Annotated in this window: 9 protein-coding genes and 1 other annotated feature; of the genes, 3 read left to right on the forward strand and 6 right to left on the reverse strand. The window is 44.5% G+C overall.

Features of this window, described 5'->3' with window-relative positions:
- Positions 1 to 32: 32 nt before the first annotated feature.
- From ACLD71_RS20430 to ACLD71_RS20450, 5 genes are all read right to left on the reverse strand, one after another.
- Positions 33 to 1,604: an ABC transporter ATP-binding protein gene (locus ACLD71_RS20430; RefSeq protein ID WP_411991827.1), complete on the reverse strand. Its 1,572-nt coding sequence runs from the start codon at positions 1,602 to 1,604 to the stop codon at positions 33 to 35.
- 9 nt (positions 1,605 to 1,613) lie between these two features.
- Positions 1,614 to 2,666: an ABC transporter permease gene (locus ACLD71_RS20435; protein WP_137671579.1), complete on the reverse strand. Its 1,053-nt coding sequence runs from the start codon at positions 2,664 to 2,666 to the stop codon at positions 1,614 to 1,616.
- Between the two features lies 1 nt (position 2,667).
- A complete protein-coding gene (locus tag ACLD71_RS20440; protein ID WP_137671580.1) occupies positions 2,668 to 3,762 on the reverse strand; it encodes a microcin C ABC transporter permease YejB in 1,095 nt (364 codons plus the stop codon).
- 7 nt (positions 3,763 to 3,769) lie between these two features.
- The gene (locus tag ACLD71_RS20445; protein WP_411991828.1) at positions 3,770 to 5,542 is read right to left on the reverse strand and encodes an extracellular solute-binding protein; all 1,773 of its coding nucleotides are present in this window, start codon (positions 5,540 to 5,542) and stop codon (positions 3,770 to 3,772) included.
- Positions 5,543 to 5,633: 91 nt separating this feature from the next.
- The gene (locus tag ACLD71_RS20450) at positions 5,634 to 7,844 is read right to left on the reverse strand and encodes a putative bifunctional diguanylate cyclase/phosphodiesterase (RefSeq protein WP_411991829.1); all 2,211 of its coding nucleotides are present in this window, start codon (positions 7,842 to 7,844) and stop codon (positions 5,634 to 5,636) included.
- A gap of 270 nt (positions 7,845 to 8,114) precedes the next feature.
- Here ACLD71_RS20450 and hpf point away from each other — a divergent pair, with 270 nt between their 5' ends.
- Entirely contained in the window at positions 8,115 to 8,480 is a 366-nt protein-coding gene (gene hpf / locus ACLD71_RS20455; RefSeq protein WP_137671583.1) for a ribosome hibernation-promoting factor, HPF/YfiA family, read from the forward strand.
- An 86-nt stretch (positions 8,481 to 8,566) separates the two neighbouring features.
- Positions 8,567 to 8,694: a sequence feature (Phe leader region), on the forward strand.
- Between the two features lie 16 nt (positions 8,695 to 8,710).
- Positions 8,711 to 10,714, forward strand: a complete 2,004-nt coding sequence (aroF, locus tag ACLD71_RS20460; RefSeq protein ID WP_411991830.1) for a 3-deoxy-7-phosphoheptulonate synthase — start codon at positions 8,711 to 8,713, stop codon at positions 10,712 to 10,714.
- Between the two features lie 68 nt (positions 10,715 to 10,782).
- On the opposite strand, the gene ffh is transcribed toward aroF, so the two are convergent.
- Positions 10,783 to 12,183: a signal recognition particle protein gene (gene ffh, locus ACLD71_RS20465; RefSeq protein WP_411991831.1), complete on the reverse strand. Its 1,401-nt coding sequence runs from the start codon at positions 12,181 to 12,183 to the stop codon at positions 10,783 to 10,785.
- 142 nt (positions 12,184 to 12,325) lie between these two features.
- Here ffh and ACLD71_RS20470 point away from each other — a divergent pair, with 142 nt between their 5' ends.
- Positions 12,326 to 13,117, forward strand: a complete 792-nt coding sequence (locus ACLD71_RS20470; RefSeq protein WP_137671587.1) for an inner membrane protein YpjD — start codon at positions 12,326 to 12,328, stop codon at positions 13,115 to 13,117.
- The last annotated feature ends 61 nt before the right edge of the window (positions 13,118 to 13,178 follow it).

Genomic DNA, 13,178 nt, shown 5'->3' on the forward strand with positions numbered 1-13,178 from the left:
TTATAGCACCCTATCACTGAGTCTACTGATATTTAGATTAACGCAGCATTGATTAATCGGCGAGTATATTCTTGCTTAGGTTGCGAAAAAAGTTGTTCGGTTTCGCCTTGCTCAACCAATTGCCCGTATTGCATCACCATCACGCGGTGACTTAAGGCGCGAATAACCGCTAAATCGTGGCTAATAAACAAGTAGCTAAGGTTATATTTTTGCTGAAGTTTTCGTAATAACTCCAACAATTGCTTTTGTACCGTGCAATCTAATGCCGAGGTAGGTTCGTCGAGAATCAACACTTCAGGCTTTAATACTAGCGCGCGAGCTAAAGAAATACGTTGCCGCTGCCCACCAGAAAACTCATGAGGGTAACGATGCATGGTATCGGGCTCTAGACCGACATCAATGAGCGCCTCTGATACACGCTGCTTAAGGGCTTGTTCGTCTAAATCGAAATGAAGATTCAACCCTTCGCCGATAATTTGCAATACCGACATTCGTGGACTCAAGCTAGAAAAAGGGTCTTGAAAAACAATCTGCATGAAACGCCGCAATGGGCGCATTTGTTTAACTGAATGGTCTTGAATAAATTCCCGTTTAAAGGCAATGCTTCCTTCACTGTCGGTAAGCCTTAATACCGCTTGAGCTAAGGTGCTTTTACCAGAGCCACTCTCGCCAACAATGCCTAGAGTTTCTCCACGCTTCAAATGAAAATCTATACCGTTGACCGCTTTAATGTGATCAACCGTGCGCTGTAAAAAACCGCGCTTTATTGGAAACCATACTTTGAGTTTGTTTACATCAAGCAACATCTCTTGCTTGGCCTCAGGCAAAAACTCTCGCACTGGCTCTGAATCGAGCAGCATTTTGGTATAAGGATGTTGCGGCTCTGCAAATAGCGCTTTGCAGTTATTAACTTCCACTAGCTCACCACACTTCATTACCGCGACACGGTCGGCATAACCGCGCACTACATTTAGGTCGTGAGTAATCAACAATATCGCCATACCCAATTTTTGTTGTAGCTCTTGCAGTAACTCTAAAATTTGTTGCTGAATGGTAACGTCTAAGGCTGTGGTAGGTTCATCGGCAACCAGCAGTTTAGGCTCTGTCGCTAATGCCATGGCAATCATTACTCGCTGCCGTTGTCCGCCAGATAGCTGATGAGGGAAACTCGATAAACGTTTCTCTGGTTCAACAATACCCACTAAATCAAGTAACTCTAGCACACGCTCCCGCGCTTGCTGCTTATGCATGCCGCGGTGCACACACAATACTTCACTAATTTGTTTTTCAACACTATGTAGTGGGTTTAGCGACGTGAGTGGTTCTTGAAAGATCATCGCAATTTGATCGCCACGCAGCGCTTGCAACAATTTAACCGGTTGATTAAGTACCGATTGCTGGTTAAGCAAAATGTCGCCTGTCACTTCAGCATTTTCACCCAGTAAGGATAATATCGATAAAGCACTTACCGATTTACCAGAACCACTCTCGCCCACCAAGGCCAAAGTCTCCCCTTGAAATACATCAAAGCTCACTTTCTTTACTACTGGTTCAGGCAGGCCAAAGCACACCGATAGCTGTTTTACTTCTAATAACTTATTCATTGCAGCTACCTATACTCGTTTACGCGGGTCAAATGCATCTCGCGCCGCTTCGCCAATAAACACCAACAGGATTAAAATTATCGACATAGAGAAAAAAGCAGTAATACCCAACCATGGAGCCTGCAGATTATTCTTTCCTTGAGCCACCATTTCTCCTAGTGAGGGAGAGCCAGGAGGCAAACCGAAGCCTAGGTAATCCAAGGCCGTTAATGCTGTTAAGCCGCCAATAAAGATAAACGGCATAAAGGTTAACGTAGCGATCATTGCATTGGGCAGAATGTGTCGAGCCATAATCGCCCTATCGCCCACGCCTAAAGCCCGTGCGGCTTTTACATATTCTAAGTTTCGGCCGCGTAAAAACTCTGCTCTCACTACATCCACTAAGCTCATCCAACTAAACAGCAGCAAAATACCTAATAGCCACCAAAAGCTAGGCTGTACCAAGCTAGACAGAATAATCAGCAAGAACATTTGTGGCATGCCCGACCAAATCTCAATAAAGCGCTGACCTAACAAGTCCACTCGCCCACCAAAATACCCCTGCATGGCACCTACCGCTACGCCAATCACAGAGCTGCTTATTGCCAATACTAAAGCAAACAATACAGACAACCTGAAGCCATAAAGCAAGCGGGCAAATACATCTCTGCCTTGGTCGTCGGTGCCTAGCCAATTGATTAGCGTTGGTGGCGACGGAGAGGGTTCGGTGAGGTTGTAATTAATCGTGTCATAAGAAAAGTGCACCGGAGGCCAGATCATCCAGCCACCTTGTTCTTTAATCAGTTCTTGAATGTAAGGGTCTGAATAATCAGCTTCTATATCTAAATCACCACCAAATTCAAGCTCGGTATAGTGACTAACAATAGGCATCATCCATTGCTGTTGATAACGAATTAACACCGGTTTGTCGTTAGCAATAAATTCTGCAAACATACTCCCCACAAACAACAGCAAGAATAACCAAAAACTCCAATATCCGCGTTTATTAGCCTTAAACTGTAACCATCTTCGCTGATTAAGCGGGCTAGCTTTGGCGCGTTTCCATTGTGCAACTACACCCATGCTACTGCCTCCCCTCAAAGTTGATTCGAGGGTCAATCATAGTGTAGGTAATATCACTAATAAGCTTCAAGATTAGACCAATTAAGGTAGACATATACAAGGTGCCAAATACCACTGGATAATCACGATTCACCACGGCTTCAAAGCCCAACAAGCCCAGGCCATCAAGCGAAAAAATCACTTCAATCATGAATGAACCCGTTAAGAAAATGCTTATAAGAGTGGCTGGCAAACTGGAGATAACCAATAGCATAGCGTTACGGAATACATGACCGTAGAGCACGCGATTTTCGGTTAAACCTTTAGCACGGGCGGTCAGTACATATTGCTTGTTAATTTCATCTAAAAAGGAGTTTTTGGTTAACATGGTTAAGGTAGCAAAACTGCCAATTACCATGGCGGTAACAGGCAAGGCTAAATGCCAAAAATAATCGCCCACTTTACCCAGTAAACTGAGTTCTTCCCAATTAGTGGAGGTTAATCCACGCAGCGGGAACCAATCCCAGTAACTGCCTCCAGCAAATAACACAATCAACATAATTGCGAACAAGAAATTAGGAATGGCAAACCCGACAGTAACCAATGTCGAACTCCATACATCAAAGCGACTGCCATGCTGCACCGCTTTGCGGATCCCCAAAGGAATAGAGATACCGTAAACCAATAGTGTGGTCCATAAGCCAAGTGAAATAGAGACCGGCATTTTCTCAAGGATGAGATCTACAACTGAGCTATCACGATAGAAACTGTCACCAAAATCAAAGCGCAGATAGTTGCCCAGCATATCAAAATAGCGCTCGTGCACTGGCTTATCAAAACCATAAAGTTGCTCAAGTTCTTTGACTAACTCTGGCGGTAAACCTTGGGCTCCGCGATATTGGCTAGAGCCGCCACCGCCGTTGTTGGTTTGAATAATCTCGGTGTCCACGCCAGAATCAACGCGGCGAGTTGCCGAGGTATCAATACCTTGAATTTTGGCAATGGCTTGTTCAACGGGCCCACCAGGGGCCGACTGAATAATCACAAAGTTAAGAGTCATAATCCCCAACAAGGTAGGGATCATCAATAAAAGGCGACGCAGAATGTAGCTAGTCATTGAGGTTTTATTCTACCCACCAGCTATCAAGACCTAAGGCGAACTTTGGATTACGCTCTGGGCGCTTAAGCTTATCCCAATAAGCCACCCGCCACGCGTTTAAATGCCATTGCGGTACCACGTAATACGACCACAATAATACGCGATCTAAAGCGCGCGTAGCATCAACCAAAGCTTGTCTATCATCAGCGCCAATAACCGCTTCAATAAGTTTGTCTACTACCGGGCTATTTACCCCAATTATGTTACGAGAACCTACATGCTCTGCGGCTTTACTTCCCCAAAAATCGCGTTGTTCGTTACCCGGTGAAGATGATTGGCCAAAGCTGCCTACCACCATATCAAAATCAAACTTTTGCACTCGGTTAACGTATTGCGATACATCCACTACCCGTACTTCAGTACTAATACCTATTTTCTGTAGATTACGGGTATACGGCAGCACTATACGCTCAAAGGTTTTTTGGTAAATTAAAAACTCAATGTGCATTTGCTTGCCGTTAGCATCAACTAATTGGCCTTTACTCAGGGTCCATCCAGCGCCTTTCAGCAGAGCCAAAGCCTCACGCATTTGCGGGCGAATATTACCGTCTCCGCGGGTTTTCTCTAGGCTAAATTCTTTAGTGAATACTTCTTCAGGCAATTGGTCTTTAAAAGGTTCTAATAAGGCTAACTCGCCACCTTGTGGTAAACCGGTAGCAGCTAACTCTGAGGCGGCAAAATAACTGTCGGTGCGTTTATAAGCACCATAAAAAAGCTGTTCGTTGGTCCACTCAAAATCAAACAACAAACCAATGGCTTTGCGTACTTCTGGTTGGTTGAATAAGGGGCGGCGAGTATTAAAAACAAAGCCCTGCATACCCTGCGGGTTTTCGTTTAATAACGTGTCGGTGTGGATTTTCCCGCTATCAAACATTGGCCCTGTATAAGCTGTTGCCCAATCTTTAGCACTTGTTTCTATGCGGTAATCAATACGCCCTGCTTTAAATGCTTCTAGGGCAACTGAAGAGTCTCGGTAATACTCATAGTTAATGGTTGCGATATTATTACGGCCACGGCTAATGGGTAAGTCTTTAGCCCAGTAGTCTTTTACTAAGGCGTAACTCACTGAACGGCCAGTATCAAATTTGGCTATTTGATAGGGACCAGAACCCAGTGGCAAGGTAAGATCGGCTTTAGAAAAATCATGCTGTTGCCAGAAGTGTTTAGGCAAGATGGGTAATTGCCCCAAAATAAGCGGCAACTCACGGTTAGTACCGTCAACAAAATTGAAGCGCACGCTTTGTTTCGATTCGGCGACCACTTCCTTCACACTGCCATAATAAGCACGATAAAACGGCGCGCCTTTTTCTAGCAGTAAGTTGAAGGTAAATACCACATCGTCTGCGGTCACTGGCTCACCATCGTGAAAGCGAGCTTCAGGGCGCAAATTAAAGCGCACCCAAGAACGGTCTTCTGGCATATCAATGCTTTCAGCTAGCAAGCCATATTGGGCAAAGGCTTCATCATTATTAGCGGTGAGCAAGGTATCGTATATTTGGCCTACGCCAGCGGCGGGATTCCCTTTAACAATAAACGGGTTAAAGGTATCAAATGTACCTTGCGCTTCATGAGTCATGCTGCCTTGTTTGGGCGCATTCACATTTACATAGGGAAGCTGCGTGAAATCAGCAGGTAAGGCAGGCTCACCGTGCATCACTAAAGCGTGAGAACGACTAAATTCCTCGGCATGAGCAAAACTAAAAACCAATATACAAAAAGCCGATAACAGCCGTTTCATGATGGGCGCTTCCTTATTGAGTGAGTTGAAACATCAACTTAACTAATATCTACACCTAGTTATACCCGACTCGAAAGCAAAAGATAAAGGGCTATTGGGAATATTTCCGCTGAAAACGTTGAATATATCGCTCCATTGCGTCTGCAGGGATTGCTTTGCTGGATAAATAGCCTTGATAAAAGGTACATCCTTGTTGTTTAAGGAATTCCAATTGCTGGCGAGTTTCCACTCCTTCGGCGGTAACAGTAAAGCCTAAATGATTAGCCATGGCTAACACCGCATCAACAATGGCCATGTCTCGACTATCTCGTGGAATATCTCTAATGAAGGAGCGGTCAATCTTGAGCTCATCCACTGGCAAGCGTTTCAAATAACTTAAAGAGGAATACCCAGCACCAAAATCATCAATTGAAAAACGCAAACCAATATCTTTTAGCTGCTCCATTTTGCGAATGGTATCTTCAGCATGCCCCAGCACCACCGATTCGGTAATTTCCAAATTGAGCATCGCGCTATCCAATTGATAACGAGACATAAGCTCTTCAATTTTATCGACAAAATCAGGGTGGTGAAATTGCTTAGCACTCACATTTACTGATAATTCAGGTAGCAACAAGCCCATCGTCTGCCACTTAGCCATGTGTTTACAGCTTTGCTCTAATACCCACATTCCAATATCGATAATCAGGTCAGATTCTTCTGCCATAGGAATAAACTCGGTGGGCGAAACAATGCTTTTTCCCTCTGGCTGCCAACGGACTAAGGCCTCCGCACCCACTAATTCACCAGTGGACACCATATGTTGCGGCTGGAAATAAAGCAGCAGTTCTTGATTAGCCAAGGCGTTGCGCAAGGCATTGTTCATTTGCAAACGTTTATCGGCTTGGCGCTGCATGCCATCATCAAAGAACATTACAGTGCGTCGCCCGGCCGATTTAGCTTGATACATAGCCGTATCAGCTTGCTTTAACAAATCTTCAGCGGTTTGGCCTTTACCTGGGAATAACGTAATTCCCACGCTGGCGCCTATGTGCAGCGATTGACCATCAAATGGATAAGGAGCAGAAATAGTTTGAATCAGTCGTTTTCCCACAATATTGGCTTGCTGCTCAGCATGAGGCGGGCTCTCGCCCAAGTCGGCCAGTAGCAAAACAAATTCATCTCCGCCTAAACGCGCTAAAACATCCCCTTCTCGAATCAAATCTTGTAAACGATTAGCCACTTGTTGCAATACCCAATCCCCTGCGGCGTGCCCCAACGAATCATTAATATTCTTAAAATGGTCAAGGTCGATAAATAGCAAAGCACCAATAACATGCTGCTTTTTGGCGCGACTAAAACATATCGATAACTCTTCATGCAGCTTACGCCGATTAGGTAAACCAGTGAGCTCATCATAAAAAGCTAAGTGCTGATTTTTTTGCTCTGATTCAATACTGGCAGAGATATCTTGAATACACACAACATAGTGAGTGACTGCCGAGCCTTTATTATGCACCGCAGTTATGGTTTCCAATTGAGTATATTGCTGACCATTTTTGCGGGTTCGCTGCACTTCGCCTTTGCGCCGAACCGTGCCGTTAACTTCTTCAATAAAAACCGGATTAGGGCTGGCAAATATTGCGCTTAACTCACAACCTAATACTTCACTTGATGGGTAACCGGTAATTTGAGCGAAAGCCTTATTTACTTTTACAATACGATAATTGGCGTCGGTAATAATAAGGCCTTCATTACTTTCAAAAGCCACAGCCGACAGGCTCAATGCCTCATTCTGTTGGTATTGCAAAAACTCTGCGTTTAAACGAGCGATGAATGGTTGACACATATGGCTTAGCCGTTCAGCGTCGAAGTCTTCATCAATAAAGCTGAACGCCATATAACCAACAACCCTATCTTGCTCAACAATTTGCTGCGCCCAAAAGCCATTTATGTTGACCGTAAGTTCGGGTTGAACACTGGCATAATCGGGATAACATGCAGAAAAATCACTAATGGTCAGCCTTGAATGTTGTCTAATTGCCGCCAACAACTTGGGAGTAGCAGGGCTCAGTTTGTTTTGAATAAACTGACCACCGCGCCAATAAGCAATACAGGGTAATTGAGGAGCACGAGAGTCAAAGCGGGCTATATAAGCTTCATAAGCATTACAGCGTTTGGCTAACTGGGAAAGTAGCTCATTAAAGAAACCCTCGCTAGGTTGGGCCGCTAAGGCCAGCGCGAGTTGGGAGAGGGAAGCAGTAAACTCAGAAGATGAAAAAGAGGAGTTCAGTACAGCTTTAATGGGCTTTTTACTGTCCATAGTGGTTAAAGATAAAGCTAGTTGTCCTTAGGTTTGAGAGAAATTCTAACTACCGACTAACATCAACCGCTTGTTATCTATTCCAATGTGCCGAATTAACCATCAAGATTCAAGCGATTTTGAGGAATTTATAATACTTTTTGCTAAGCAGTCACATTGCTTAATCGGCTAAAGCTAACCCTTAAGAAATAGTGATCTAGATCTGGTTTTTTATTTCTTAAAATCGTATTCTGGAAGTGAAATAATTACTAGATAGTCTTTGGGAGGCTTATGATTATTGATATTACCAGTAAAACCATTTCTATTACCCCAACCATTCGCGAGCACATTGCCGCGCGCTTTGAAAAATTGGAAAAAAACCAAATCCCGCTCATTTCACCAAAAGTGACCATTACCACTGACAACAAAAAGGTAAAAATAGAAGCGAAGATTAACCTGCCAAACGGACAACTGTTTGCCAGTGATGCGCACCAAGATTTGAGTGTGGCCATTAACAACCTAGGGCAAAAGCTGGAACGCCAATTACACCGCTTCCAAGATAAGCCCAACGCTCACCGCGCTAGCCGCTCAGGGAAAGATTTCTTACGAGAGCCCGTTGAAGACGAGCTAAGTACCGAGGATGAACAAGCCGCATAAGGCTGAGTAATACAAGTAATGCCAAGTAACTAATCGCTTGGTATTACTTGACTTTACAGTGATTGCTTTTTAGTCTGACAGCATGAAATTATTAAACACCCGATTTTTGTTTGGTTTCTTTTTTACTCCACTCTTTTAGGGAGGCGGACGGAATTGGTGTAAAAAAGAAAACACACAGAATCCATAAAGCCTCCTACTAGGGGGCTTTTTTTTTAGACAGGGAATACAACATGGCTGACTTAGAGCAGATCCGAACAAAAATAACAGAGCTCGATCAATCGCTATTAAATTTACTCACCGAGCGTCGCCAACTTAGTGTAGAAGTAGCCAAAAGCAAAATAGAAAACCCAAAAGCGATCCGCGACCAAGAGCGCGAGCAACTGCTTTTAGTAAAATTAATCAATAAAGGTCGCGAGCTGGGTTTAGACGCTCACTATGTGACCCAGCTTTATCACACAATCATTGAAGACTCGGTGCTCTCACAGCAAGCTTTTTTGCAAGGTATTACCAACCCAGACATTCACGCCCAAGCAGTTCGAGTCGCCTTTTTAGGCAATAAAGGTTCTTACAGCAACATTGCTACTCATCAGTATTTCTCCCGTTACAAAAAGCAAATTGTTGAGTTTGGCTGCAGTGGTTTTCAAGACATTGTTGATACTGTGGAATCTGGCCAAGCAGACTACGGCATGCTACCGATAGAAAACACCAGTTCAGGCAGCATCAACGAAGTGTACGATGTGATGCAGCACACCAGTTTGTCGATTGTAGGTGAACTGTCTATTGCCATCGATCACTGTATTTTGGCCCACCCTGCCGCTAACCTAGAACAAATTACCACCTTATATGCACACCCACAGCCTTACGCACAATGTAATTTGTACTTACGTACTTTGGCCAGTACCCGCGTGGATTTTGTAGATAGCTCATCAAAAGCCATGGAGGTTGTTGCCAGTGGCGATGATCTCACAGTAGGTGCTATTGGCAGTAAAGTGGGTGGCGAAATGTATGGCCTACAAGCACTAAAAACCGACATTGCCAATCAACAGCAAAACTATACCCGCTTCATTGTAGTTTCTCGTAAACCGGTGGAGGTTGCAGAGCAAGTACCTGCGAGAACGACTTTTATTATGTCAACCGCGCAACATGCAGGCTCTTTGGTTGAAGCACTATTAGTACTTCGCGAACACGATATAAACATGAGCAAGTTAGAGTCTCGCCCAGTTCAAGGTAATCCCTGGGAAGAGATGTTTTATGTGGATGTATCCGCCAACGTTAAGTCAGCACAAATGCAATCGGCCTTAGCCGAGCTCACTCGCCTAACCCGTTATATAAAAGTGCTTGGCTGCTACCCCAGTGAGAATGTTGACCCAACCCTAATTCCACTAGAAGCACTGGCTAACAAACGTGACCAAAACAAAGTGGCACCAAGCTTGATTAGCACTATTCAATCTGATGGCGCGCTATCAAGTCGCTCACATAAATCAACCAGCACCATAGTTCGAGTTGGCGATGTAAAAATTGGTGACGGCGGGTTTGTGACCTTTGCTGGCCCAAGTGCGGTGGAATCAGAACAGCAGATTATTAACTGTGCAGGCGCAACCAAAGAAAGTGGCGCTGCGGTTTTAGCTGCCGGCTGCTTTAAACCACGTAGTTCACCGTATAGCTTCCAAGGTTTAGGCGAAGAAGGGTTAAATTACTTAAATGCCGCAGGTAAAAAGTACAAACTGCCAACCATGACCGAAGTAAGTGCTGTTGACCAAGTGGTCACTCTAGCTGCCAAAGCAGATATATTGCACGTACGCTCTCGCCATATGAAAAACTTCAACCTGCTTAAAGAGCTCGGTAAATCTACTCGCCCTATTCTGCTAGAACGCAACAATATGGCCTCTATTGATGAATGGTTACATGCCGCCGACTACATTCTGGCTCAAGGTAACCAACAAGTTATTTTGTGTGAAGCTGGCGTAAGAACCCTCGAAGGCAAAAACAAAGTCACTTTAGATTTAGGCGCCATTAGCTTGCTACGCGAACGCACCCATTTACCGATTGTGTTAAACCCTGGCGAAGCGGTAGAAGATTTAAGCTCGGTAGCTCCAATGGCCAAAGCAGCCAAGCTATTAGGCGCTGACGGCATTGTGTTATGCGCTCATCCATCACCGAGTGATGCCAGCGTAGATGCTGATAAGTCACTAGACTTTAACCAACTACAACAATTAATGGCTGAACTTTACTAGGCCAGGCCAGACCAAAACTAAAAAAGCCCAGCATCTAGCAGGGCTTTTATCATCTTTTTGATAGCAACTTAGAATCGGCCGCGACCACCGCCGCCCATACCACCCATGCCGCCCATTCCACCTGGAGGCATCATGCCTTTCATTTGGCTCATCATTTTACGCATTCCGCCTTTACCCGACATCTTCTTCATCATTTTTTGCATCTGGGTAAATTGTTTCAGCAGTTTGTTTACGTCTTGGATCTGAGTACCAGAACCTGCCGCGATACGGCGTTTACGTGAGCCTTTAATGATTTCAGGGCGCTTACGCTCACCCGGCGTCATTGAGTTAATAATGGCTTCCATTTGATTGGTGAGCTTATCATTCATTTGATCTTTAACATTGTCTGGCACTTGACCCATGCCTGGCAATTTATCCATCATGCCCATCATGCCGCCCATGCTTTTCATTTGCACCAGCTGCTCGCGGAAGTCTTCTAAATCAAAGCCTTTGCCTTTTTGTACTTTCTTGGCCAACTTTTGCGCTTGGTCTTTATCAACCTTACGCTCGACTTCTTCGATTAAAGACAGTACGTCACCCATGCCTAAAATGCGTGAGGCGATACGATCTGGGTGGAAAGGTTCTAAAGCGTCGGTTTTCTCACCCACACCCATAAATTTAATTGGCTTACCAGTAATATGGCGAATCGACAATGCAGCACCACCGCGCGCATCACCATCAGTTTTAGTAAGAATGACACCAGTGAGTGGCAGGGCTTCGTTAAAAGCTTGAGCGGTGTTGGCAGCATCCTGACCGGTCATGGCGTCGACCACAAACAAGGTTTCTACTGGCTCAACAGCTTGGTGGAGCGCTTTAATTTCGTCCATCATGTCTTCGTCGACATGTAAACGACCAGCAGTATCTACAAGCAATACGTCGGCAAATTGAGTTCTGGCTTCAGCAATCGCGCCATTCACAATATCAACCGGGTTTTGCTGTTCGTTACTCGGGAAGAAAATGGCGTCTACTTCAGCAGCTAATGTTTCTAGCTGTTTAATCGCGGCGGGACGATAAATATCGGCACTCACCACCATTACTTTTTTCTTTTCGCGCTCTTTTAAATATTTAGCAAGTTTGGCTACCGAAGTGGTTTTACCCGCGCCTTGTAAACCAGCCATCATTACAACCGCTGGCGGCTGCGCAGCTAAATTTAGGCTTTCGTTAGATTCGCCCATGGCGGCTTCAAGTTCTTGTTGAACAATCTTAACAAAGACTTGACCAGGACTAAGGCTCTTATTGACTTCTTGACCTAAGGCGCGTTCTTTTACTCGTTTGACAAACTCACGAACAACCGGCAAGGCTACGTCGGCTTCTAGCAAGGCCATACGCACTTCACGCAGCGTATCTTTAATATTGTCTTCAGTTAATCGGCCGCGGCCACTGATATTTTTTAGCGTTTTCGAGAGTCTATCAGATAAGTTTTCAAACATGCTTTTTCCTGTTGATCATATAGCGAGCATAGTTCAGCGCGCACATTATACCTTAGCAAGGATATTCTAAAAGCTAATTCTAGCCCTGACTGTATTGGGCGCGTATACTGAACCCAAACAATCAGTTAGTTAGCGTTAAATCATGAATGTATTGGTTCTTCCTACCACTGTGTTTTATCTGTTGGCCGCGTATGTCTGCATAACCGGTTTACTGAATAAACGAAGTGGCGCAAATAAGTGGCTTTGGCTAAGTGCCGGCTGCGCCATGCTGCTGCATGGTATTTGGGAATTCCAACATTTGTTTTTGGCGCAGGGCCAAGATTTAAGCATTTTTAACGTAGCTGGTTTAGTGAGTTTACTTATCACGATGACCGTAACAGCGTTAGCCAAGCCCTTTAAGTTGTGGTTTGTTCTGCCGGTTGTGTATCTATTTGCCATAGTAACGATGTTACTCGCGGTGCTTATTCCCAGTGATTACATCATTCATTTGGAGCTTAAACCACAAGTTCTAATACACATTAGTGTAGCTCTTGCAGCCTTTACAGTGCTAATGATAGCGAGTTTATATGCCTTACAAATGGCCTATTTAGACTGGACCTTAAAGCGCCACAAACCTGGGGCTATTCACCCGGCTATGCCTTCATTGATGGGTATTGAGAAACAATTATTCACGCTAATTAGAGTTGGTTTGATATTGCTGAGTATTTCTTTGCTTAGCGGTTTTGTGTTTCTCACCGACTTTTTTGCTAATGGCCGCGGCCATAAAGCTATCTTTAGTTTAATCGCTTGGTTTATCTATTCAGCATTACTTTGGGGCCACCATTATCGAGGTTGGCGTGGTAAATCGGTGGTGATCTTGACGGTAATTGGTTCAATCTTGCTGAGTTTAGCCTATTTTGGCTCACGCTTTGTTAAGGAAATCATCCTTAGCTAACAATCTAACCTTGACAGCCCTTAAAGCCAGCATATAAATTAGGGCGGTTATATAAATCAAG

The sequence above is a fragment of the Agarivorans sp. DSG3-1 genome (genome assembly GCF_046774965.1).
In the GTDB taxonomy this organism is placed as follows: Bacteria; Pseudomonadota; Gammaproteobacteria; order Enterobacterales; family Celerinatantimonadaceae; genus Agarivorans.